The sequence below is a fragment of the Candidatus Omnitrophota bacterium genome (assembly GCA_021735655.1).
Taxonomy (GTDB): domain Bacteria; phylum Omnitrophota; class Gorgyraeia; order Duberdicusellales; family 4484-171; genus JAHKAJ01.
On the sequence record JAIPGM010000006.1, the window covers coordinates 65,960 to 90,573 of the forward strand.

The 24,614-nt window shown below is 38.7% G+C and carries 25 protein-coding genes and 2 tRNA genes; 4 read left to right on the plus strand and 23 right to left on the minus strand.

What is annotated here, in order from left to right:
• Positions 1 to 69: 69 nt before the first annotated feature.
• The 4 genes from K9L86_05860 (at position 70) to K9L86_05875 (ending at position 3,725) form a co-directional block, all read left to right on the plus strand.
• The gene (locus tag K9L86_05860) at positions 70 to 1,197 is read left to right on the plus strand and encodes an FIST C-terminal domain-containing protein (protein ID MCF7908377.1); all 1,128 of its coding nucleotides are present in this window, start codon (positions 70 to 72) and stop codon (positions 1,195 to 1,197) included.
• Between the two features lie 2 nt (positions 1,198 to 1,199).
• Positions 1,200 to 2,669 (plus strand): HAMP domain-containing histidine kinase, encoded by a 1,470-nt coding sequence (locus tag K9L86_05865; GenBank protein ID MCF7908378.1) that lies wholly within the window; start codon positions 1,200 to 1,202, stop codon positions 2,667 to 2,669.
• Entirely contained in the window at positions 2,662 to 3,591 is a 930-nt protein-coding gene (locus K9L86_05870) for a response regulator (protein MCF7908379.1), read from the plus strand. Before K9L86_05865 ends, K9L86_05870 begins: the two co-directional genes overlap by 8 nt.
• A gap of 50 nt (positions 3,592 to 3,641) precedes the next feature.
• A tRNA-Leu gene (locus K9L86_05875) sits at positions 3,642 to 3,725 on the plus strand.
• 13 nt (positions 3,726 to 3,738) lie between these two features.
• Here the strand turns inward: K9L86_05875 and K9L86_05880 are convergent.
• From K9L86_05880 to K9L86_05990, 23 genes are all read right to left on the minus strand, one after another.
• The gene (locus K9L86_05880) at positions 3,739 to 4,377 is read right to left on the minus strand and encodes an MBL fold metallo-hydrolase (protein MCF7908380.1); all 639 of its coding nucleotides are present in this window, start codon (positions 4,375 to 4,377) and stop codon (positions 3,739 to 3,741) included.
• On the minus strand, positions 4,374 to 5,030 hold the full coding sequence (locus tag K9L86_05885; protein ID MCF7908381.1) for an NAD(P)H-hydrate epimerase: 657 nt from the start codon (positions 5,028 to 5,030) through the stop codon (positions 4,374 to 4,376). The genes K9L86_05880 and K9L86_05885 overlap by 4 nt, the downstream gene beginning before the upstream one ends.
• A 62-nt stretch (positions 5,031 to 5,092) precedes the next feature.
• Complete coding sequence (locus K9L86_05890; protein ID MCF7908382.1) at positions 5,093 to 6,064, minus strand: PAC2 family protein; 972 nt, start codon at positions 6,062 to 6,064, stop codon at positions 5,093 to 5,095.
• A gap of 59 nt (positions 6,065 to 6,123) precedes the next feature.
• Entirely contained in the window at positions 6,124 to 6,759 is a 636-nt protein-coding gene (locus tag K9L86_05895; protein MCF7908383.1) for a DUF6498-containing protein, read from the minus strand.
• A gap of 28 nt (positions 6,760 to 6,787) precedes the next feature.
• Positions 6,788 to 8,038 carry a replication-associated recombination protein A gene (locus K9L86_05900; protein MCF7908384.1) on the minus strand — a complete coding sequence of 417 codons (1,251 nt, stop codon included), beginning with the start codon at positions 8,036 to 8,038 and terminating at the stop codon, positions 6,788 to 6,790.
• A gap of 244 nt (positions 8,039 to 8,282) precedes the next feature.
• Positions 8,283 to 10,283 carry a phenylalanine--tRNA ligase subunit beta gene (gene pheT / locus K9L86_05905; GenBank protein MCF7908385.1) on the minus strand — a complete coding sequence of 667 codons (2,001 nt, stop codon included), beginning with the start codon at positions 10,281 to 10,283 and terminating at the stop codon, positions 8,283 to 8,285.
• A 2-nt stretch (positions 10,284 to 10,285) separates the two neighbouring features.
• Positions 10,286 to 11,332, minus strand: a complete 1,047-nt coding sequence (pheS, locus tag K9L86_05910; GenBank protein MCF7908386.1) for a phenylalanine--tRNA ligase subunit alpha — start codon at positions 11,330 to 11,332, stop codon at positions 10,286 to 10,288.
• Positions 11,316 to 11,798: a hypothetical protein gene (locus K9L86_05915; protein MCF7908387.1), complete on the minus strand. Its 483-nt coding sequence runs from the start codon at positions 11,796 to 11,798 to the stop codon at positions 11,316 to 11,318. Before K9L86_05915 ends, pheS begins: the two co-directional genes overlap by 17 nt.
• A gap of 2 nt (positions 11,799 to 11,800) precedes the next feature.
• On the minus strand, positions 11,801 to 13,288 hold the full coding sequence (locus K9L86_05920) for a TrkH family potassium uptake protein (GenBank protein MCF7908388.1): 1,488 nt from the start codon (positions 13,286 to 13,288) through the stop codon (positions 11,801 to 11,803).
• A gap of 113 nt (positions 13,289 to 13,401) precedes the next feature.
• Positions 13,402 to 14,067, minus strand: coding sequence for a TrkA family potassium uptake protein (locus K9L86_05925; protein ID MCF7908389.1), 666 nt, complete (start codon positions 14,065 to 14,067; stop codon positions 13,402 to 13,404).
• Positions 14,055 to 14,450, minus strand: a complete 396-nt coding sequence (locus K9L86_05930; protein ID MCF7908390.1) for an NAD-binding protein — start codon at positions 14,448 to 14,450, stop codon at positions 14,055 to 14,057. Before K9L86_05930 ends, K9L86_05925 begins: the two co-directional genes overlap by 13 nt.
• A gap of 51 nt (positions 14,451 to 14,501) precedes the next feature.
• The gene (rplT, locus tag K9L86_05935) at positions 14,502 to 14,846 is read right to left on the minus strand and encodes a 50S ribosomal protein L20 (GenBank protein MCF7908391.1); all 345 of its coding nucleotides are present in this window, start codon (positions 14,844 to 14,846) and stop codon (positions 14,502 to 14,504) included.
• Between the two features lie 66 nt (positions 14,847 to 14,912).
• The gene (gene rpmI, locus K9L86_05940; protein MCF7908392.1) at positions 14,913 to 15,110 is read right to left on the minus strand and encodes a 50S ribosomal protein L35; all 198 of its coding nucleotides are present in this window, start codon (positions 15,108 to 15,110) and stop codon (positions 14,913 to 14,915) included.
• Between the two features lie 85 nt (positions 15,111 to 15,195).
• Entirely contained in the window at positions 15,196 to 15,699 is a 504-nt protein-coding gene (gene infC / locus K9L86_05945; GenBank protein MCF7908393.1) for a translation initiation factor IF-3, read from the minus strand.
• Positions 15,680 to 17,401: a threonine--tRNA ligase gene (thrS, locus tag K9L86_05950; GenBank protein ID MCF7908394.1), complete on the minus strand. Its 1,722-nt coding sequence runs from the start codon at positions 17,399 to 17,401 to the stop codon at positions 15,680 to 15,682. Before thrS ends, infC begins: the two co-directional genes overlap by 20 nt.
• 56 nt (positions 17,402 to 17,457) lie before the next feature.
• Positions 17,458 to 17,530: transfer RNA gene (locus K9L86_05955), tRNA-Val, on the minus strand.
• Between the two features lie 51 nt (positions 17,531 to 17,581).
• Positions 17,582 to 18,022 (minus strand): V-type ATP synthase subunit K, encoded by a 441-nt coding sequence (locus tag K9L86_05960; protein MCF7908395.1) that lies wholly within the window; start codon positions 18,020 to 18,022, stop codon positions 17,582 to 17,584.
• 16 nt (positions 18,023 to 18,038) lie between these two features.
• Complete coding sequence (locus K9L86_05965) at positions 18,039 to 19,799, minus strand: hypothetical protein (protein ID MCF7908396.1); 1,761 nt, start codon at positions 19,797 to 19,799, stop codon at positions 18,039 to 18,041.
• Positions 19,800 to 19,807: 8 nt separating this feature from the next.
• On the minus strand, positions 19,808 to 20,419 hold the full coding sequence (locus K9L86_05970; GenBank protein MCF7908397.1) for a V-type ATP synthase subunit D: 612 nt from the start codon (positions 20,417 to 20,419) through the stop codon (positions 19,808 to 19,810).
• Positions 20,416 to 21,726: a V-type ATP synthase subunit B gene (locus K9L86_05975; GenBank protein ID MCF7908398.1), complete on the minus strand. Its 1,311-nt coding sequence runs from the start codon at positions 21,724 to 21,726 to the stop codon at positions 20,416 to 20,418. Before K9L86_05975 ends, K9L86_05970 begins: the two co-directional genes overlap by 4 nt.
• Positions 21,710 to 23,482 (minus strand): V-type ATP synthase subunit A, encoded by a 1,773-nt coding sequence (locus K9L86_05980; GenBank protein ID MCF7908399.1) that lies wholly within the window; start codon positions 23,480 to 23,482, stop codon positions 21,710 to 21,712. Before K9L86_05980 ends, K9L86_05975 begins: the two co-directional genes overlap by 17 nt.
• Positions 23,479 to 23,973 (minus strand): DUF2764 domain-containing protein, encoded by a 495-nt coding sequence (locus K9L86_05985; GenBank protein ID MCF7908400.1) that lies wholly within the window; start codon positions 23,971 to 23,973, stop codon positions 23,479 to 23,481. Before K9L86_05985 ends, K9L86_05980 begins: the two co-directional genes overlap by 4 nt.
• Positions 23,973 to 24,575 carry a DivIVA domain-containing protein gene (locus tag K9L86_05990; protein MCF7908401.1) on the minus strand — a complete coding sequence of 201 codons (603 nt, stop codon included), beginning with the start codon at positions 24,573 to 24,575 and terminating at the stop codon, positions 23,973 to 23,975. Before K9L86_05990 ends, K9L86_05985 begins: the two co-directional genes overlap by 1 nt.
• Positions 24,576 to 24,614: the final 39 nt, after the last annotated feature.

Here is a 24,614-nt window from a genome sequence, read left to right on the forward strand (position 1 = left end):
CTTCCCTATCCCAAACGCAGCCAAAGGGTTGATTTTTCATAGGCTTTATGGTAAGTTAAACACAATACCATGAAAAATGAAGATTTTGCCATAGCTTTTAGCGAAAAGGAAGGGGAAGAAGCAGTCAAAGAGGTATCTTTGAAAATAAAACGAATCTTCCCCAAAAAAATAAACTATATTATACTTATGTTTACTCCTGATTACACCCCGGCTCAAATCATAAAAACAATAAACTTTACCTTAAAGCCTAAAAAACTCTTTTGTTTACAAGCCCCCTGGTTAATCTTTGAAGATAAATCCATCCCCAAAGGGATTGTAGCTTGCTGCATCAATAAAGAAAATCTATATTCCCATGAATCATTTCTCGAAGAAAAAAAATCAGACGAAACCGAAGCATTTTTTCGCTCAGCCTTTAAAAATATGCGGAAAACCGACTATTTCTTTTTATCGTTTATTTCCCCCTCAATTAACCCAAATAGTTATTTAAATAGTATGAAATTATCTTTAGGGGAAGCTGTTAACTCACTCGGCATCGGTTACATGAAACATTTTGGCCAGCACAGCTATCAAATAATTAATGACCAGATCAACCAAGGTTTAACTAACATCGCCTTAAGAGGTCTCGAGGTAGATACTCTGCAATTAAGCGGATATGTGCCTTTAGGGCGGCCGTTCAAAATCACCAAAGTAGTTCCTAGCCGAAATCTAATCGTGGAGATCAACGAACAACCAGCAGTTAAAATCTACCGTCATTACGCTGATGATAAATATGAAACCTTTATGAAAAAGAAACTTTTCAATCTTTACCCCCTGGGAATCAGGAAAAATGGTTCTATCCAACTAGTAAACATAATCGAATGCTTGCAGGACGGATCTCTAGTGTATACCGGCGAGGTAAAGGAAGGCTCTGAAGCTCATATTATGTTCCTTGATACCACCTCTTTGTTCAGTGAAATTAAAAATAAACTATTTTTATTCCAGCAAAAAGGACAAGGGTTGGTTTTCATGGTGAATTCTTTAGTTCGGAAAAAAATCTTGCAGGATTTAGCTAATGATGAGATAAAGTTCATAAAGCAAACTCTGGGCAAAGAATCAAAAATTATCGGAGTATACTCTGACTACTGTTTATCGGCCGACCAGGAAAAAGGCCAAATTGATGTAGAAACTGGAAAACTTTTATTAACCTTGTGGAATTAAATATGTTTGAATCACTAGCTACTATCGACCCCTTGGGCATCATAGCATTTCTACTCTTTATTGCAATAATGCTTCTGTTAATCTATTTATTAAAAAAAGGGAAACGCCTTTCGATACTAGAAAAAGAACTTATTCACCAAGATAGGATAATTAAAAATTTAGACCAGCAAGCAAAGCTAATTATAAAAAGCGACATGGAAGTAAAGCTTTACCAACAAGAGATAGAAAGTGAATTACGTAAATTGACAATGATCAGAAATTTAATCAGCTCTTCGGTACATATTCTCGATAAAGAAACCTTAGTGAGCCAAGTAGATTCAAAAGTTGTCGAAGCCTTAGGATTCAAGCGAGGTTTAGTTTTAGACTTTAACACTTTGGCGGTTAGAGCGAATATCGGCCTTAGCGCCAAAGAAATTGAGTCGGTAAAAAACGTCCTCCAATACAAAAAAGAAGCTTTTAAAGAAACTCAGCTTTTACGTCAAGATTCGGAAATTCAAAAACAGCTTCAAGTCGCGACACAATCTGATCAGTTAATGGTAGCTACAATAAGATCTAGGGAACAAACCCATTCAATATTCCTAGTTTCCGAACTCTTAACCGCCCCCAACGTTTCGAAGTCAGAAGGCGAAGCTTTTGTAACTATTTGTAGTTATTTAAGCCAATGCCTAAACAATATCCAGTTATTCGAAGAACTTTATCACACTAAAGATGACTTGGAGAAAAAAATTAAAGAGAGAACCAGCGAATTAGTTAAATCATTAAGAGCGGTTGAAACTATTAGTAAATCTAAAACTGACTTTGTGTCCAGCGTTTCCCATGAGCTGAGAACCCCGCTCACCTCAGTAAAAGGATTTTCATCTCTCTTGATCGATGAAAAGTTTGGCAAATTACCCAAAGAGGCCAGAGATCGGCTTATTAAAATTGACACCAATGTAGACAAACTTATGGACATTGTAAATATCCTTCTAGATATCTCTCGAATCGAATCAGGGAAAACCGAAACTCATATCATCTCCCATGAAATCGTGAAAATTATCACTGAAGTTACTGACTTTCTCACTCCGCAAACTCAAAGCAAAGGAATAAAGTTTGCTTTTGATTTACCGAAACAGCTAAAAGTTTATATGGATAAAACCCTTATTGAACGCGTTTTTATCAACTTAATTAACAACGCTATAAAATTTACCGGTTCCGACGGTGAGATAAAAATTAGTTGCAAAGAAGACGCAGATCAAGTTATAATCTCTGTGGCCGATACTGGTTGCGGAATCAAAAAAGATCACCTAGAAAAAGTGTTTCAAGAATTTTTTACAGTAGCCAATCCGGTCAACCAAGGTGCAAAAGGAAGCGGCCTAGGCCTTTCTTTAGTAAAAAAAATTATCGACATCCATAAAGGAAAAATATGGATAGAATCAGAAGTAGACAAGGGAACTACTTTCTACTTTACCTTAAAGGTAGCAAAAAATGTCTAAATTAAAAATTTTAATTGTTGATGATGACCCAGATATTTTAGATTTACTTGAAGCAACTTTGCTCGGAGAATACAATATAGTAAAAGCGGCGACCGGTGAGGAAGCCCTGGCAATGGTTAAAAAAGAATCCCCTAACCTTTTAGTCTTAGACTACGTCCTTCCAGACACTGAAGGTCCGGAAATTTGTAAAGCAATAAGAAAAGATACTCTGGCTTCAAACACACCAATTCTTATGCTTACCGGAAAAGGTGAAATCGAGGACAAGGTCGGCGGCCTAGAAGCTGGCGCCGACGACTATATGCTTAAACCTTTCCTGCCGCAAGAATTAATCGCCAGGGTTCGCATGCTCATTCGTCGTTCCTGCGCTAATCTAGACGCTAACCCCTTAACTCGTTTACCAGGTAATGCCTCAATAACCAAAGAACTACAAGAAAAAATAACAAGCAAAGAAAAAATAGCAGTTCTCAATGTTGATATCGATAACTTCAAAGCCCTAAACGACTACTACGGCTTCGAACGAGGAGACAGTGCAATCAAAACAACTGCTCGTATCCTTATCGACAGCATTCAAAGTAAAGGAAATATTAATGATTTTGTCGGTCATATCGGAGGCGATGATTTTGTAATCGTCTCAACTCCGGAATGTGCTGAGGAAATTGCAAAAAAAATAGTTACTGACTTTGACGCCCAGGCCCCTTTATTCTTTAGCGAAGAAGACCGAGCTAAAGGCTATATCGAATCTAAGGGTCGCGACAATGAACTACACCGGTTCGGTTTTGTCACTATTTCAATTGGAATTATCGCTAATACAGACCGTGAATTTACTCACACCGCCCAAGTAAGTTCACTCGGAGCCGACATAAAAAATATCGCTAAGAAATTTAACGGCAGTAAATACATTTTTGACCGACGCAAAGATTAGTTCATACCAAATCATCGTCTTAATCCTTCCCAAAAATGTATTTTATCATTGCGAGGGTGGCGGAATTGGCAGACGCGCTAGCTTGAGGGGCTAGTGGTAGTAATACTGTGGGGGTTCAAATCCCCCCCTTCGCATTGCTTACTAGATTCATCGTTGGTGGTTCAATAAAACAAATTTCTTAAACAAACCTACACTTTGAGAATTAACTTCTAAAACATCTTTTTTCTCATACTCTTTGCCTTTCAAAAATTCATCCACTCGATCAATATCAAACTCAAGTTTAGACGTTTTAAAATGCATCGGGATGGTAACTTTGGGATTAATCTTATCAATAACCCTTGATGCGGCTTCAGAATCTAAAGTGAAAGTTCCACCTACCGGGATTAAAACAATATCAATATTCTGAAATTTAAAATACTCTATATCCTCAGTCCCTAAATCACCAAAATGTACGACCTTCAAGCCCTCGACAGCAATAGTAAAAATTATGTTTTCCCCCCGCAACTTGCCTCCCTTAGCATCGTGGTACGAATTCAGACCTTCTATTTTTACATCTTTGAAGTTAAACGTCTCTGCTTTATCAACAATCTTGGCCATTTTAAAAGGCTGAATATGGTTATGATCGGCATGCTGATGAGATACAGTTACAATATCAGCCTCAAGGTCAATCGGGCCATAGGCAACTGCACCGTCATAACCTCCGGACTCATAGGGATCTGTAATAATTTTAGTGCCCTGGTTGGTTTCTAGCAAAAATGAAGCATGACCCAGCCAGCTTAATTTCATTTCACTGCCTCAAGTATTTCTTTAGATATTCCGATATCAACCACAAAAACCTGCCCACAATATTCAGGACCTTGATTTAAAAAAAATCCTTTTTTAGGAGCAATGAAAGTAACCGTGTAGTCGGCCTTTATCGCCGTCCCCAGGACAAATCCCTGATCGGGAGAAAGCCCCGAAGGGATATCACAAGAAACTATTCTTTTGCTATTCTGATTAACTATTGTAATTACCTCTTTCAAGAAGGGGCTCACCTCCCCTTTCACGCCTACGCCTAAGATACCCTCAAGAACAAAATCGCAAAGACCAGCCTCTTGCTTAAGTTTATCAAAACTATCAGCAGTAATCGAAAACAGCGGTAAGTCTATTTTCTCTAAAATCAACTTCTGACGAAGCGCTTCTTTACCTAGGGGTTTATCTTCTAGCAACGCTATTTTTACCTTAAAGCCTCGACTGGCTAATTTCCGAGCACAACTTAAAACATCGGCTCCATTATTACCTCGCCCGGCAACTACAAAAACTTTTTGTCCTAAGTTTAGACTCTTGATTAGCTCAAAAAGATTGCTCGATGCATTCTCAATAAGCAAAGACTCCTCCAGGCCCAAACCTTTTGCTTGCTTATCAAGCTTGCGTATTTGATCAACCGATAAACCTTTCATACTATCTTTAAAAATTAACTCTGGAGATTACACGCGGGGTTGACAATAAGAACTGCTATTTTCTAATGGGTATCCTTACCCCTATCCTTTTTCTGGAATAAACCCAAAAACTTATCCTCGTACTCACTATAGACATTCCAGTGGTCAAGCTCTTCCTTTAACTTATTGGCTAGACTTATATCTTTTTCAGCATCCTTAAACAGCTTTTCTATTTTTCCTCTTACTGACTGCGGTAATTTTGTATATGCCGCTAAGTCCTTCTTGATTTTTTCAATATCTTCCTCACTTAAAGGAGAAGGTGCGCCCTCTTGAGGCTCACCTTTTAAATAGCTCATTAACTTATCTATCTCCTCTTCGATGAACTTCGACCGCTCAATTAAAGAATCAAGATTCAAACTCATCTTTAGAAAACTTTTTAAAATATCCAAAACCTTTGCTATCGCCCTAGGGTTTTCAATTTGAACGGTATAAAAAGGAATCTCACCTAAAAGACAAACACCCTTGATGCCCTTTCGCTTACCAACTCCTAAAATAATTCCATTTAACCCGCTAACTTGCCCTTCGGTTAAAATTTTAGCGCCAATTTTTTCAAATGCCTTTAAGCTTTCATTGTGAGTCGCCGCCACCCAAACTCTAGATTCACTTTTATGATCAATTGACTCCGGCTTAGCCGCAAAAGTAAACATTGTCGCAGCTTTGTATTTTTTAACATAATTAACTATTGCCAAAGAAAGGGTCTCGGCATATTCTAGAGGCGGTTGGACTTCACCCAAAAAAAGAATTATATCTGGAGCACTTTTTCCTTTATAGTAATAAAAAAATCCTGCCGGCTGCGATGGCATAGAAATGATTCCTTTCTGGATAATTACCGCTGCTGGCTTAAAAAACCGATAAGGCTCCAACTTGGCAAAAACTTTGAACCCTAAAACTTCCTTTAAGAATAAAGCACTTTTGTAGGCAACTTCACCCATACCTGGCCAAGCAGCAATAAAAATTGGATTCTTTAACTTCGGGGTCGATATTTCTTTAATCATTTATTCAATAATTTATCACAAGTATACTGAAAAACAAGAAAAATAAAAATTAACCCTAACTACTCTAAAGTTGCATGCTCTTGAACGTGCAAAATTATGTCCAAAATGATTTTTGCTAATACCATCGCTGGTAATAAGCCGACCTTGCAATCTATGCTTGTCATTTCATCTTTCATAATATTAATTGCGGTGATGGCTGATCCAATGATAGCTAAAACTCCAATAACAGTTACCCTTATAACACACTCACCCATTAATTTCATTGCCTTAGCTTTTTCATACTCTTTCTTCCCCAAAAAATTAGCGATGTAGGATATGGTATGAATAATTAGGAATAAAAAAACTATATAGAGAATTCTATCTAAATGTATTTTTTCCGTAGCTGCCCCGCCAAAAAGCGAGAACGTAAATCCGGCCATCAAAAGCGTAAAAAAGTAAAAGAAATAAAATATTTCTGCCCACCCTCCCTGTTTAGATGAATCTCGCCTTTCCGGTTTGCTCTTAGCTACGACCCTCTCTGATCTTTTTATTTTTTTCTGAAAAATAAATAAAAGTATTAAAGTCTCTGCCACATAACTGATAAAAATATCTATAAATTGCCACCCGTAGAATAAAACATTCCATAATGGGAAAAGATTGGCCGCAACAAGCAATATGATAGTAAGATAGGGTATCTGTTTTAAGTTAACCTTCATAATATTTATGGAATTTGTATTCAAACTTCTAACGTAGATTTTCTAAAAAATCTTTTATCTTTTTTTCGTCGCCGATATCCTTAGGAAAATAAAACTGCTGTTTAGCTCCGTAATCTTGTTCGATATATCCACCAAAGGCATGAGGATATTTATAGTCCTTAGAGTGAGTCTTAAGGTGTTCTGGCACTTCCCGAATTTCTTCGGCTTCAACCGCCTCCTGGGCCTGCTTGATTGCCATATAGGCAGAATTAGACTTAGGAGATGCTGCTAAATAAATGGTACTTTGAGCTAAAATTAAATTGGCTTCGGGCATTCCGACGAACTCAACCGACTGAAAACAACTAGTCGCCATCACTAAAGCAAAAGGATTTGCATTACCAATATCTTCGGAAGCTAAAATAACTAATCTCCTGGCAATAAACCTCGGGTCTTCTCCGGCTTTAAGCATCTTTGCTAGCCAGTAAAGAGCGCTATCAACATCACTACCACGCACCGATTTTATAAAAGCTGAAATAGTATCATAGTGATAATTATCTTTCCGATCATAAAGGATTTTCTTCTGAATACTTTCTTTGGCTACTTCGAAATTAAAAATTACCTTACCATTACTGTCCGGCTTTGTACTTAAGACCCCTAACTCTATTGCTCCCAGAGCGCTTCGGGCATCGCCACCGGCCACCTCAGTAATATAATCTAAGGCTTTATTAGTAATTTCTACTTCTAAATTACCCAACCCTCTTTCTTTATCTATTAAGGCCCTCTTTAGCAAAACCGCTATATCTTCTTTTTTTAAAGGTTTAAACTTGGCTACGATTGAACGAGAAATTAATGAAGGAATCAGATAATAGAAAGGATTGTAAACAGTAGCCCCAATTAAAATTATACTCCCCGATTCTGTATCCGGAACAAGGGTTTCTTGTTGCAACTTACTAAATCGGTGTATTTCATCAATAAAGATAGCCGTTTTCCTATTCTGTTTAGCTAATTTTATCTTTGCCTTCTCAATTGCTTTCTTAACTAGCGCGACCGAAGAAAAAGCAGCATTAAGATATTCAAACTCCGCACCTAGACTTTCAGCCACTATAAACCCTAAACTTGTCTTTCCACATCCAGCTGGGCCACAAATGATTATGGAAGTTACTCGCTTTGAAACGATTGCTCTTTTTAAAATGCAACCATCAGCTAAAACATGAGCCTGACCAACAAATTCATCTAAATTCCTAGGCCGCATCCTAACTGCTAAAGGTGAATCGTCAATTTTTAACTTTTGATTTTCCATCTTCGACTCAAAAAAAACAACCCTGCCATAAGTTCGTCCAGGCGATCGCTATTAGTTCGTTTCTCCTACAAGTGGGTGCCGCTTCTTATTACCACAAAGGCAATAGGAAAACTAGCTCCCTGAAAATTAGTGTTAGCTATAGCGACCGTTACCCTAAAAACGCAACAAGCAGGGTGTTTAAATAATTATAACACCCAGCACCGACATCTTCAAGGATATCTTAATCAAACTAAAACTAATCTTTCTATCTAAGTTGTAGGCCTCGTTGCGAGCTTAAAGCTTGCCTTATCTGATTATGAAATTCATCCACCTCTTGAGAGGTTAGGGTTTTGTTCGGGGATTGATAAAAAATTCTTAAAGTAAATGCAGTGGTTTCTGGTGGGACATCTTTACCTTTATAAATATCAACAATGCATAAATCAGCCAAATAATTACTCTTGGCTTTTATTGTATCTTCTACTTCTTTAAAGTCTACGTCCTTGGCCAAAGCAATGCTTATATCTCTAGATACTGCCGGATAAGAACTAAACTGTCTGTATTTTTTCTGGTTAGCACTGGCAATAAGTTGTTCGATGTTAAGTTGAGCAAAAAACAGGTCTTCTTTTAAATCGCAGTTTTTCTTTATATTCTCATTAACTTTACCGATAAAGCCTATTACTTTCCCCTTAATCACAATTGTTAAGGCATCGCTAAAATAAGATGACTTTGTTTTCTTAAATTCAAACTCCTGAATGTTAGTGAATTTAAAAATATTTTCAACGGCTCCTTTAAGATAAAAAAACCCCCGGGGCTTACCGCTTGCAGCCAAGGCTAAAACCGGAAACTCAGAAAATCCCTTTTTATCCTTTAGATAAATATGAGCAATTTCAAAAAAATACAGATTACTTTGACTGCGATTAAGGTTATGCCCAACAGCTTTAATCATCCCCGGTAAAAGACTGGAACGAAGGCTACTCTCTTGCTTACGCAGGGGATTTATCACTTCAATTTTATTCTCGGGCTCGTTTGCCCCCAAAGCGTCTTTGTCTTCGATGCTATAAGTAATAACCTCTTTAAACCCCAATAAAGCAATTTGAATTGCTAGCTCTTTATTAAAATGATAGGCGCTTTTGCTCCTATCGACAACTCTTGAATCGAAATTCTTTCTTAAAAAAGGAAGTTTAGCCGATATTTTATCGTAACCATAAATACGACTTACCTCCTCATAAATATCTACGTCTTTATCAATATCAAAGCGCTGGACCGGGACTGAAAGTAAATATTTGTTTTTACTGCTTTGCTTTAGGCCAAATCCGAGAGAAGTTATAATACTCTTAAACTTTGCAGCTGGAACAGAACATCCTAAATAATTCTCTAAACCAGAAAGGCTTAGGCTTACTTTCTTCTGAGAAAAGTGAGGTTTTCGTCCGGCCCGACAAACTCCTTGAAATCTTCCTTTAGCTAGATTTTCTATTAATTGGGCTGCTTCGCTTGATGCTAACTCTAAATAGTCGGCGCTTACCCGACGCTCAAAACGATAGGAAGATTCAGTGTCAACTCCAGCAGCCCGGCGAGAACGACGCACGGCAATTGGTGAAAAAATAGCCCCTTCTAAAAAAATATTTTTGGTTGATTCGTCTACTTCGCTATTCTTAGCTCCAATTACTCCGGCTAAAGCAACCACCTTTTTTTGATCGGCAACTACCAAATTAATTTTGTCCAAAACCCTCTCTTTGCCATCGATTCCGACAAACGGCTCTCCCTTTTTGGCCCGACGGATATAAATATTACCCTCTAGCTTATCTTCATCGAAAGCATGCAAAGGATTACCCCACTTAAGCATGCAATAGTTAGTAATATCTACTATGTTGTTCACCGAAGTTAATCCACAGTTAAGAACTAACTCTCTGATTTGCTGATTAGCTCGAGAAACCTTTATCCCTTTTATTGACCGGCCGATATAATAAGGGCAATCTTGAATATTTTCGATAATAACCGATCTTTCTTTAAGTAAAGCTTCTTTTAGCTTAGCCGGGTGTTTAACCTTAAGGTTCTTGCCTAAAACTGCGCCTATTTCCTGAGCGATACCAACTATCGAAAGCCAATCATAACGATTAGTGGTAACTTCAATATCAAAAACCCAGTCGTTACCCAGCCTTTGCAAACTCTCGACTTCCATCCCAGCCATAGTTAGCTTATTAGCTAACTCCGCTGGTTTTAAATTAACCTCTAGAAACTCTTGGATAAAATTTAAACTAAATCTCATAACTACATTGAAAATTGTTCTAAAAACCTTAAATCATTTTCATAGAAAAGACGGATATCATCTATTCCGTATTTAAGCATCGTGATTCGTTCAACCCCCATACCAAAGGCAAACCCTTGATATTTTTTAGAATCTATCCCGCAAAGCTCAAGTACTTTCGGATGAATCATGCCGCAACCTAAAATCTCAAGCCAACCCTTATCTTTACAAACACTACATTTTTTATCCTTATCGGATTTTTTCTTATCTTTACAAATAATACAAGATAAATCAACCTCGGCTGAAGGCTCAGTAAAAGGAAAAAAATGAGGTCGGAAGCGAAGCTCAACATCATTTGAAAAAAGTTCTCTGGCAAAAGATAAAAGCACACCCTTTAAATGTGCAAAGTTTATATCCCTGCCTACGGCAAATCCCTCTATCTGACTAAACATAAATGAATGAGATGCGTCTACTTCATCCGGCCGATAAACCCGGCCCGGTGAAATCACTGCCAAAGGGGGCTTGATCTTTTGCATAACTCTAATTTGCGAAGGTGAAGTATGGCATCTTAACAAATGTTTCCCTCCCTTAGAGGAAGGCAAATCTAAATAAAAAGTGTCAAAGTCATCACGGGAAGGATGGTCTTTGGGAAAATTAAGTGCATCAAAATTATGCCACTCATCTTCAATCTCAGCGCCTTCGACGATATCGAAACCCAACCTTTCAAACACCGAGCATATCTTCTGACTAACAACGTTTATGATATGTCTTGAACCAGCACCTACTGAAGTTGCCGGGAAAGTGACGTCAATTGACTCACTAGATGCCCCAACAGATCCTTCGGTTGCCTTATATAAAAACTCGGTCATCTCTTGCTTAACTTCGTTGAGCCGCTTGCCCCAATAGCCTCTCTCTTCCTTAGCCAAAACCGGAATTTGAGAAAAAAGCTCGGCTAGTTCTGATTTTCTTCCCAGGTACTTTACCTTTAACTCTTCCAACAATTTAACCCTTTTGGTTTGAGCTAGATCTTGCTGAAATTCTTCCTGTAATTTTTTAAGTCTTTGTTCCATACTTCTCTTTTATAAAATACATCAATGCTACAATTAAACACATTATGAGACCTAATTTGGCAAACCCAATTTTCTGTTCAGAAATTTCCGGTTGACTCCTGTGACCCTTCCTCAAAATTTCTAGACTGTTAAGGTGTATGTCACCAGTATGATGTTGGGCACAATTTTTATTAAATTTTCCCGATACTTTTAAATAATCACCGATCTCGGCATAGCCTCCCCAATGACTGATAAGATCAAAGCTACTCAAGTCTTGCGAAAAGATACCTAAACTATGCCCATTAAAAGAAATATTAACCCAATACCCGTCTCCGGACTTTAAAGGCTCACCAATGGCCTCACCAACCACAACAACCATCTCCTGGTCAAAAGAATCAGCTTTAGCCAAGATCTCTTTTAATGAGCCAGCCCTAGCGGTAGTCGCCAAACAAAGAAAAAATAATATTAAAATAATAAGCTTTTTCATTATCATTTCCTAAACAATGACACAATAAAACCTAGTGAAACGAAAATTGAGATAAACTCTAACCTTCCAGCCCACATCTGAAAAATATAAACAAGCTTTAAACCAATTGGCATGGCAATTTGAGTTATCCCAACCGACAAGCCCACATTTGCCGTCGCCGAAACTGACTCAAACAAAGCTAAATGAGCTGGATAGCCATAAGCCATCCCGACCAGCGCACCGAAAACATAAGTAAAAAGAAAAAAAGTAAAAAAGATATAAGCATCTTTTATCCTTTTGTCAGTTAAAACTAAATCCTGAAGATGATGGAACCTTTCTTTATAAACCGCCTTAGCTGGCATCATCCAACGCTTAACTTCCATAAAAAAGGTTCTAAAAATAATTCCTAACCTCATCAGCTTAATGCCCCCGGTGGTTGAGCAAACTCCTCCCCCGATCATCATCGCAAAAATAACCGAAAATAATCCCAGGGTCGGAAAAGAAAGTAGTTGATTTTCTGAAAGATTAGTAAACCCGCAACCGGAATGTGCTGAAATCAGCTGATAAAACCCAATACGAAAATTCCCGAAATGAGATGAAAGGCCTCGAAAGGAAAAATAAATGATTATTGATAAAGAAAAAAGAGTAAATAAAAAAGTTCTAATTTCAAAATTTTTAAACAGTTCTTTTTTGTTTTTATTCCAAACCCAAAAATGAAGGTTAAAGTTAATCGCCCCTAGAATCATAAAAACAATTGTTGCTAGTTCTAAAGCAAAAGAATGATAATAACCTATATTTTGAGACTGGGGAGCAAACCCACCAGTGTCAAAAGAAGCAAAAAAAAGCCACAAAGCATGGAAAAAAGACTTATCCAGACTGATTCCCTGAGAGTAAAGAATACCTAAATAAGTAATAACTCCTAAAACCAGATAAACAAAACTTACCTTCCAAATAAACCGTGCAGTAGCCACAACATTGGGAAGGATTTTTTCCTGGCGAGCCTCACCAACATAAAAACCTAGGGCCACTGAGCGAGCTTGGGTAAGAATCGAAAGGCTGGCCAGAATAATACCTTGGCCACCAATAAACATAGTGAGGTGACGCCAGGTATTGTGAGCAAATGATAGATGGTCCAAATCTTGGATTAAAATTAAACCGGTAGTAGCAAATCCACTCATTGCCTCAAACCAAGCATCAAGAAATGAGGCAAAATGTGAAGAGAGCCAAAGAGGTATTGCCCCCAGTAGTGAAAAAACAATCCAAGCTGCGCTTACAGTAAAAAAAGCATGAATCCAACCTACCTCCTTTTTTATCGGAAAAATTATTAGCAATAAAAAACCTACTGTCGCGCTGATTGAAAAGCCAATAAGAAAGTCAAAGAAAGGAGATATTTCACCTCTGAAGAAAGCAACTAAGGCCGGTACCAACATAAATAAACTCAACCCGACCGTAAGCCTTCCCAAAATATTGAGGATCGTAGAAAAATCCTTTCTGTCTGGTGAAATAACCATATGCTATATTAGAAAATAAAGGAAAGCAAATAACCTGCCCCGGCAATAAAAAGGCAAAAAATAATTTCAGCTATTATACCTGTTATTACTTTCATCGCTTCAAACCAAAACCTTTAAATTTTGCCAATTAACGATTTAATTAAATCCTTCTCTACATCGATAAGGGCAGCAGCAATGACTTCATCGCCGGGTAAAATTACCGTTGATCCGTAAGGAATAATAATATCCGGACCTCGCAAAACAGAAACTAAAACTGAATTGGAAGGAAGGGTTATATCTTTTAAGGCTTTATTGGCAACCGGAGAATTCTCCGGTATATCTACCCTCACAATAGAAAGCCTGCCTTTTTTAATGCTTAGAAGACTCATCACATCGTTAAAGGAAGCTTCTTCTTCTACGATCCGGGCGATAATTGAAGTTGAATCTACTGGGTTGTCTACCTCCATATATTTATATAAAGGTATGTGCTTGGGGTCGTTGACTCTGGCTACTGTCCGTTTGACTCCAAAAAGCTCTTTGGCTAGATAGCAAATAATTGTACTATCTTCGTCGTTGGAAGCAGCGCTAACACAAACATCGGCTTTCTCAATTTTTGCAGCGCTTAAAATATCCGGATAAGTAGCATCGCCGCAAACGATCATAATTCCCTCTAGTTCTGTGGCTAACTGATCACAAAGACTCTTACTCTTATCTATTAAGCAAACCTGATGCTTATCTTCTTTTAACTTTTTGGCTACAGCCAATCCTAATCTTCCGGCACCGGCTATTACAATATACATTTCTTTAGTACCTCGACAATCAAGTAAGTTTTGTTAACGATAGATAAACCTTCCTCGCTAAATATTTTCTTTTTCATCGCATCGTTTACCTGCACGATCACCTTTTTAACATCATACTTTCTGCGAGCAACCCTACCAACTACCAAATTAAGATTATCATTACCGGTTAAAAGATAAACCACATTAGCTTCAGATATACCGGCATTCTCTAGAGTATTTATATCTAAAGCATCGGCCCATATTTTTTTGCCGTTAAAATCATCACCTAGAGAATCTAGCTTTTTTAAACTTTTATCGACTGCAACAACATTCTCGGTCTTTGATAGCTCAAGAGCTAGCTCCGTACCGATCTTGCCACAACCAACTACTACTACATACTTCATTGAACACCTTAATTTAATTGTCCGGCGAAACTTCGCCTAATATCAGAGCTGTTATTTCTTCGCAGTTTCAACAATCTTAGTGAATACTTCCGGATGCTCGGCTGCGATTTGAGACAAGATATCTCGCGAAAGCAAGATATTGTTAACTTTAAGCCGATTGATAAACTCACGATAAGATGTGCCGGCTTCAACTGCAGCTGCGTTAATTCGAACAATCCAAAGCGAACGAAAGGTTCTTTTCTTCAGACGCCGATGGCTATAAGCATAAGAATAAGCCCGGCGTAAAGTTTCGGCAGCCCGGCGATGCGTACGAGAACGCTCACCCCAATACCCCTTAGCTGCATTTAGGGTCTTTTTCTTTCTTTTTCGTGCTGCTACTGAATGATTTGTTTTCATTACTATCTCCTTAAAATGAGATAGTATTTCTTGAGTTAGTCAAAGCTCACTGGAAATACTATCGAATTACGAATATGGCAATGCTTGTTTAAGCATTTTCTTTGTTCCACTGGAAAGAAGGGTTTTTTTGCGCAAAGACCGTTTTCTCTTCCTGGTCTTAGAGCTCAAAAGGTGCCTCCGTCCGGCCTTAGAACGAAGAGCCTTCTTTTTCTTGGTAATTTTTACTCTTTTCGCTACCGATTTTCTTGTTTTCAGTTTAGGCATTGTTATCTCCTTGACAGAAAATGTCGTTAATTAAGAACAGATTAACACAGATTCTTTAAAATTCAATGATTTTTAAAGCCAGCGACTAGCGGGGGCTTAAAATCAACACCATGGTCTTACCCAGCATATGGGGCTCTCGATCAACCCTGCTAATAGGCTCAACATCCTTGAGCAACTTGCCAATAAGCCGGGTTCCGATATCTTTATGGGCTATCTCACGCCCCCGAAACCACATCTTTATTCTCACTTTATGTTTTTTTTCTAAAAACTCTTTTACATGTTTGAGCTTAATCTCATAATCATGGGTACCAATCCGCGGACTAATTCTTATCTCTTTTAGCTGAGTCTGTTTTTGGTGTTTTTTTACTTCGCGTTCTCGTTTTTCTTGCTCATATTTATATTTTGAAAAATCAATTATTCGACAAACTGGAGGATCAGCCTGAGGGGCCACTTCAACTAAATCTAATTCAAACTCCTCAGCCTTCTTTAGGGCCATATCACGCGGGAATACTCCCAACTGCTCTCCTTCCGGGCCAACAACTCTAACAGTTTTAGCAAGCACCCTGTGATTAACTCTTACATATTTCACTTAAAGCTTCCTCCTTTTTTAAAATATTTAAAAAATCTACTATCTCCATGCTACCTAAATTCTTCATTCCGCGGCCTCTAAGGGAAATGTTCTTTGACTCCTTTTCCTTATTGCCAACTATAACCATATAAGGAACTTTCAGTAACTCTTTTTCACGTATCTTCTTCTGCAAAGTCTCATCTTTAATATCGGCTTCGACTCGAAACCCCTCGGCCTTCAGTCTAGCCTCAAGCTCTAAAGCATAATCCCTTGCTTCTTGAGTAACATTTAAAACGCTTACCTGAACTGGCGCAAGCCACAAAGGAAATTTTCCGGCACAATTTTCAATCACTGCCCCAAGGAATCTTTCAATGCTTCCCAAAATAGCTCGGTGAATCATTACCGGCCTTTCCTTTGAACTATCCTCACCGATATAAGATAAGTCGAACCGTTCCGGAAGATTAAAATCAACCTGAACCGTTGGCCCCTGCCAAAGCCTACCCAAAGCATCCTTAAGTTTCACATCTATTTTGGGGCCATAAAACACTCCGGCCCCCGGATCAATTTCAAAGGGAACTTTCTTCTCGGTCAATGCTTCCTGCAAGATACTCTCGGCCTTATCCCAAGTTGTAGCATTGCCAACAAACTTCTCTGGACGAGTAGAAAGATTAACTTCATAGTTAAATCCAAACTTCTTCATCGTGTAATCGATAAATTCTAAAACTGAAATGATTTCGCTCTTGAGTTGACCCAGACGGCAAAAAATATGGGCATCGTCTTGGGTAAAACCTCTAACCCTAAGAAGCCCGTGTAATACCCCCGACTTCTCGTAGCGATAAACCGTCCCCAGCTCAAAAAAACGAATTGGTAGATCTCGATAACTAACCAACTTACGCTTATAGATAAGAATATGCCCCGGACAATTCATTGGCTTAATAACATAATCCTGCTGGTCAATCTTCATAAAATACATATTGTCGCGATAGTAGCTGGTATGACCGGAAGTATCAAAAAGATCAATTTTAGCAATATGCGGAATCGAAACTAACTCATAGCCTCGCTTAATATTTTCTTTTTTTAGAAACTCTTCAATTAGATTACGTATAATAGCTCCCTTGGGATGGTAGTAAACAAAACCAGCGCCAGCCGATTCGTGAATAGAAAAAAGATCTAATTCCTTTCCTAATTTGCGGTGGTCGCGTTTTTTAACTTCCTCCAAATTTCTTAAATGAACCTTTAACTCTTTTGGTGTATTAAAAGCTACCGCGTAAATTCTCTGGAGAACCGGATTGGTTTCAATTCCACGCCAATAAGCTCCGGCAACCGATAAAAGTTTAAAAGCTGAAATCTTATTTGTTGATTCAATGTGCGGTCCACGACAAAGATCCACAAAGTCACCAGTCTTATACAAACTAACCTTGGTATCAGAAATCGCCTCGATAAGCTCAGCCTTGTAGGTCTCGCCTTTTTCTTTCATCAATCTTAAAGCTTCCTCTTTGCTGAGTTCAAGACGCTCAAAATTATGGTTAGCCTTAATAATCTCCTTCATCTTAGATTCTATCTTCGGTAGGTCTTCGGGAGTTAACTGTTGCGGTAAATCAAAATCATAATAAAAACCATTTTCGATAGCCGGGCCGATACCAAGTTTAGCTTCTGGATAAAGCTCCTTTACCGCAGAAGCCATAATATGCGAACAAGAATGTCTAAGTATATTCAAATCCATAATGAGACTTATATGCTGAGAACAGCTGTAGTCGAATTACCTCCTTTATAAAAACATGGGCGGTGTAGGGTTCGAACCCACGACCCTCTCGGTGTAAACGAGATGCGCTTCCAGCTGCGCCAACCGCCCATCAATGCCTGTTTATATTACTAAATAATGCAAAAAAATCAAGTATTAAATCTAAGCTCCTGGTATGGCAGTCATACAGAACACCATAACAAAAAGAGCAACTGTTTCAATAACCCCTAAAACCATTATATACTGACCAAAGCCTTTCCCGGTTTCAGCTAAAGCATCGCAGGCTTTAGCTCCGGCTTTGCCCTGATAAAAGGCCGACGCCCCCATAGCCAAGCCTCCTAAAAGCCCGAGGATTAATTGATAAATATAAGTTTCCGGAGGAAGATTGGCTCCGCGAATAGCATTGCGCAAAATCATCCCATAGATAGTCTGAGATAAAGGCGCTCCGACAAAAGCAACCAAAATAAAAGGAGCAGCTTTATTCTGGATAAAAGCTCTTTTCCAGGCACCAATAGCTGCCATCCCAGCTACTCCGGTTCCTAAAGCCGAACCTACAGCAGCTAAAGTTAAAGAAGCATTCATATCACCAAAACCTTGAATCATCGCTTACCTCCTTGGCTTATTCTCTAAATGGTTTATATTCTTTGCCGGACCACTGCATACCTAGGTGCCCGGAAAACTCAAGCATATTAAGTCTAACCCCGTGAACAATTACTGCCATAAATCCTAGTAGGATATTTAAAGAATGACCCAAAACAAGAATTATGGCTGCGGCTAAAGCTGCTAATGGATTGTTAATTCCTCCCGATAAAGCCATATTGTTAAAACTAGAGGCAACAACTACTGTAGCATAGCCAACTGCAAACAACCTAAGATAGGATACTATATCGGAAAAAGAGCTAATAATACTTAAAGGTAGATCAGCTAAAGAAACCAAAACTCCTTTAAAAAAATTCTTCTGGGGATTAGAAAACAAAATTACTAAACCTAAACCAACAGTTAATAACAACGGCCCCGAAGCCGGAAAAGGTTTATTTAAAATATAAGTTCCAGCCAGAAAAAATATGGCCCACAAAATAAAAATCCAGCCCACCTGAGCAAGGGCTTTCAAAGAATTAATAAAGGCAAAAGCCCGCTTTAGATGAGCTATGCTCAAATGACCCACGCCAATAAAAAGACACAAATACATCATAAAATTATGGTTAGAACCGACAAAACTGTTAATCCGGTTTATAACCAAATAATTAAACCCGGGCAACTGTCCTATCTTTTCAACCCCAAACCAAGTGCCAGTAACTGCTCCCCAAACAATCGTTGCCGCACTTAAAACATAAGCCAGAACGAAAGGTTCTCGAGGCAGCGATCTGAATTTTCTGCTTAAGAAAAAACTCACAGTTAAAAATAAAAATCCGTAACCGGCATCACCGATAAGCATAGCAAAAAAAAGGCTGAATGATAATAAAAACCAAAAACTTATATCAAACTCATCATAACCAGGAACGGTTCCCATAAATTTAAATATCGGTTTCACGATTCCAATCCACCTAGGATTTTTAATTAAGGTCGGCACCTCTTGAGGATCCTCCGGTTCCTGGACCATCACTGCCCAGCCGTTTTTAGCTGCCGCTAGCTCAACTGCCTCTACTGATTGTTTAGGGCAAAATCCTTGCAAATAATAAATACCTTCCTTGAAACCTGCCCCAAACCGCACATGACCAAGCTCCAGACGCTTTAAAAGTTCTTTTCTGTAAATCTTTAAGCAGCTTCGATAGGTTGAGAACTCCCTTAATTGCTTCTCAACACTCCCGAGATCTCTTTTAAGGCCATGGATTTTTCTCTCTAAAGACTGTTGGCTTTCCTGAGGAATCCCTACCTCTAAAAAATCCAAACAATCATCATCCTTCGTGCCAATAAAAGCAATATAGACCTCTCTTCCTTTTCTAAAAATAATCTGAATCATTTTATCTTTGGGAATACGCTTTAATGCTCTGCTATTGCACCTATATAGTTTAACAAAGGCACCGACTCCTTTGAGTTTGTCTAAATCGTTGACTGAAGCATGTCCTAATTTTTTAACGAGCTCCAGGCGTTCTTCCAATTCTTTTAGTCTCCCAAGACACTGCTGGGTTTGTTGATTAAACCCAATAACCTCTTTAACAACTGAGGTAAGTACAATTACTGGAACATCCTTTCTTTGGTCAACCAAAGCGTCCATCAATGATGCTGCCTGATCAAGGAGGTTGATCTTATTCTCAAGAGAATCTATTCCACCGGCATGAGGCTTTTGAATATGCTTAATATGGACTAAGCCGGTTTTCCGCAACTCACAGAGAGCCTGGCTAAGATTCTTTTGATAAACCAAGACTGTGAGCTTTTTCATTTTAACAATCATGAATTAACTAATTCCTTTTTACGCTCCAATTTAGCTTTAGCAATCTTACCTCTAACTACTCCCGCGGTTTGTAATTCACCTAGATATATTTGAATAACTCGAATATTTTCTTTACTCTCAGGAATTTTTACTTTCTCAAACAAATTTACCCTTTGAGTGGCAATCCTTAGCTCCTCTTTTAAAATCTCCATCTGCTGATGATAAATTAACATCTTTGCTTTTAGGATTATCGTTTCTTTTAAGGCCTCAATAGCAGAATCAACCCATAATGGGGTAAGTAATAAGTCGTATTCTTTCTCGCTAAAATCAACTCCTGAAAAAACCGGTATATCTATTCCGGCAACGTTATCAGTAACAGTTTTTATCTTAGCTACCTTTAAAAATTCCTCAACAGGAACTTCTTGAGCAAAAACATCAACCCAGCGCAAGACCTGATTTCTTAAACTCTCTGTCTGACCGGCTAAATCTTTAATCGCCTGATACAATTTAATAATTTCAAGCTGAAACTGCTTTTTCTTTAGAATTAGCATCGGCAGATAGCGCCTGAACCTGACTAAAGATTCCTTTTGACCTTTCAATTCATTCTTAGTTAGTCTAATCTTACTCATCGTTTATTGGAAAGCTGTTTAGGCCAGAATTCATCTAATAACTCGCTGCGGAAAGATGTTTCCTTAGGTTCAAAACAATCAGCCAGAATCTTCCAGCCTTGATCGAGTGCATCTTCTAAAGATATTTTTACTGATAGGTCCATCATCTGAGATTCAAACAACTTACCATATTTAAGAAGTTTTTTATCCCACTCGCTCATCCGAAAGCCCATGGCTCGTTTCTCTTCACTTTCTCGATATTGAGCATATAGCTGGATCATCCCATCCATAATCGCCCGATGGTCTTTTCGACTCTTATCGTTAACTTGCTGTTTTAAGCGGCTTAGAGAACCAAAAGGTTCGATCCGCCCGCCGCGTAAATAAAACTGACCCTCGGTAATGTATCCGGTATTATCGGGAACCGGATGAGTTACATCATCTCCAGGCATCGTAGTCACCGCTAAAACCGTGATTGAGCCGGCGTTTTCAAAGTCAACTGCCTTCTCATACCTTCTGGCTAGCTGAGTATAAAGATCTCCGGGATAACCCCGATTTGAAGGAACTTGCTCCATGGTAATGGCAATCTCCTTTAAAGCATCGGCAAAGTTAGTCATGTCAGTAAGAAGAACTAGGACATCTTTTCCGGCCAAAGCAAATTTTTCAGCCACGGCTAAGCTTAAATCCGGCACCATTAATCCTTCGACTACCGGATCAGAAGCAGTATGCACAAAGAATATCGAACGGGAAAGAGACCCGGCTTCTTCTAAAGTATTTTTAAAAAACATATATTGATCAAACTTAAGACCAATCCCCCCTAAAATAATCATGTCTACTTCAGCCTGCATGGCAATTCTAGCTAACAATTCATTGTAAGGCTCACCGGACACTGAAAAAATCGGCAGCTTCTGAGAAACCACCAAAGAATTAAATACATCAATCATCGGGATATTCGTCCGAATCATCCGTTCGGGAATTATTCTTTTAGCCGGATTAACTGCTGGCCCGGAAATTTCAATTAGGTTCTCAATCAAGGCAGGTCCTTTGTCGCGAGGTTGACCTGAACCGTCAAATATTCTTCCCAGCATATTTTCCGAAAAGGCAACTTGCATCGGATGCCCTAAGAACCGCACCTCATCTTTAGTAGAAACCCCTCGACTTCCTGAAAAAACCTGTAAAGATACAATGTCTCCTTCCAATTTTATTACCTGAGCCAAAGATGACCTGCTAGCGCTTCGTACTTCAGCTAACTCCTCATAGGCAATTCCCTTAGCCTTTACAGTGATAACATTTCCGGAAACACTCAGTATTTTATTATGAACTTTTTCCATCTTTACCCATTTTGGTTTCAACAAACTTTTCAATCACCTGTTCTTGCTGCTTAAATTCGGCTGACTCTTGCTGTTTATAATTCAAATCAATAAATAACTGCCTTAACTCATAAAAAAAGTTACGGGCTTTTTCTTTATGCTCAAATTCAAACTCTTGATCTAATAGATTACAAAGTTTAGCAAAAACATATTTTTGCCGACCTAGGCTAGTTGCAGCATCCACCTCATCAAAACCATTCTGTTGCAAATAAACATTATCAATAAACTCTGCCTTTAAATGGAGAATAAAGTCTTCCATCGAAGTTCCTTCTTCGCCAACTACTTTCATCATCTGAGCAACCTCATTGCCGCTGGCTAATATAGCTTTAGCTTTTTTAACTAACTCCGAATCGATAAAACCCTGATAGCGCGACCAACTAGTCAGAGGGTCGATTGAAGGAAACCGACGAGCATTAGCTCGATCGCGAGAAAGACCATGAAAAGCACCAACCACCTTAAGCGTTGCTTGAGTAACCGGCTCTTCAAAATTACCTCCAGCCGGAGAAACGGTTCCGCCAATAGTCAAACTCCCTTTTTGACCATTTCTCAATTTAACTACCCCTGAGCGTTCATAAAACTCAGCGATTCGAGACTCTAAATAAGCCGGGTAAGCTTCCTCACCGGGGATTTCCTCCAATCGTCCGGAAACCTCCCGCATAGCCTGAGCCCAGCGTGAAGTTGAATCAGCTAACAGCAAAACATCTAGGCCCATCTGACGGTAATACTCACCTAGAGTTGTAGCAGTATAAACTGAAGCATCACGGGCTGAAACTGGCATTGAAGAAGTATTACAAATTATAATCGTACGCTCAATTAATGGTTTATTAGTCCGCGGGTCAACAAGCTCAGGAAACTTTCTTAAAGTCTCAACTACTTCTCCAGCTCTTTCACCGCAAGCAGCCACGATAACCACATCTATCTCAGCATAGCGACTAGTAAGCTGCTGAAGAACAGTCTTTCCCGAACCAAAGGGACCGGGAATACAAAAAGTTCCGCCTTTGGCCACTGGAAATAAACTATCTATTATCCGAGCCTTGGTAATCAATGGTTCCTGAGGAGTAAGTTTTTCAAGATAAGCAAAAATAGGAATCTTTATCGGCCATTTAAACACCATAGTCAAATCTATAATTTCACCATTAGGGCTTTTTAATTTAGCAATCGTATCTTTGGTTTTATAGCTGCCTTCGGCGGCTATTTCCTCAACCGTATACTCATCATTAAGATAAAAAGGCACCATAATATAATGTTTAAATATCCCTTCCGGAACAACACCTAAAATGCTGCCTTTGGTTACTTTAATTTTTTTAGCCTTAACCAAAGGTTTGAACTCCCATTTCTTATTTGAATCCAAAGCCTCGATTTGCAAACCCCGGGGAAGGAAAAAACCGCACTTTTTGGCTAACTCCGGCAAAGGATTTTGCAGCCCGTCGAAAATCTGGCCCAAAAGCCCAGGACCTAGTTGAACCGAAAGCATCTGACCGGAAAATTCTACTCTATCTCCAATTCGTATCCCTTTAGTGTCTTCAAACACCTGCATATAGGCACTGTCTCCGTTTATTTTTATAACTTCAGCCATCAAACGCTCAGTAGATGAAGCCTTTCCTTTAGGCTCACCTAGCAAACAATAGCCGACTTCGTTTTGAACAATATCGCTATCGCATTCAACAGTAATCATATTGCCCTGAACAAGAGTAATTTTTCCCAAACGCTGGCTCATAGTTTCACCCCAGTCAATTGATCAAAGCGAACAGTGCCTTTTCCTTTATCAAAACTAAAAATTCGCTCTACAATTTGTAATTTTAAAAAATATAAAATAAGACTGGCTAAATCAAAGTTATGTTCTAAGGCCCTTTCTTCAATAAACTTCCACCTAAGTTCAAGCAAATTAATTTCAACCTCTAGTGGCTGCCCGGAGATAGCCTTAGCTATTTCCGCTTTGGGTTGATAGCTTTTATTTTCCTTTTTAGCTTTTCGCACTAAAGCAATCTCGTTACGCAGGGCTTTCTCAAAACTCCCATAATCACTTAAAACTTGTGGCCCGCCGCTAGTTTCAAAAAAATCATCAATATCTATCCGACTGATAACTTTAAACTCCGGATCGGTTAACCACTTCTTAGCCTCTTCCAAAAAAGAGGCTCGGTCAGTCTGGGCTTTTTGATTGAATTGAAGGCTGGGCAGCTGAGATACAAAATAATAATATTTATCCATTATTTAGTATCAAGCATTGCGCCGATAGCCGGGTTTAGAAAACTTCTCAAAGCTTCCCCAATAGTTTCATCAGTAAAATCATAATACAAATCCTGACCCTTTATACCGATGCGAAATCCCCTATTGATATTTTTATTAATTTTTATTTCTATTTTTCCCTTAGCCTTAGCTCTTAACTCTTCATCGAGCAAACTTTCCAATTTCCGTTTGTCTTGCTCGCTTACTAAAACTTCCAAGGCCACTTCTTTATCCTTGGTCCAATTCTCGACTATTTTTACAATCAGTTTAGCCATAAACTCCGGTTTGAGCTCTCCGGCTACTTTCTGCTTAAGCAACCCCGCCAGCAAACCATTAACTTCGTTTTTAAGGCTTAGTAAGAAATCTCTGGCCGCCTGCTTTAAGGCATCCTCAGTATTAGCTTTAAGCTTACTGGCTTGAGCTTTACCTTGTGAAACTATATTTTCAGCCTCTCGCTCAGCCTTCTCGATAATTGTATCTGCTTCAGCCTGAGCCTTAGCCACCATATCTTTAGAGATTTTTTGAGCCTCATCCAGCCCATCTTTTTTAATTCTAGCAATTAGACTATCCAGTTTTATATCCATAGGATCGTATTATATCGGCTCCCTGAAAAAAGAGCAAAT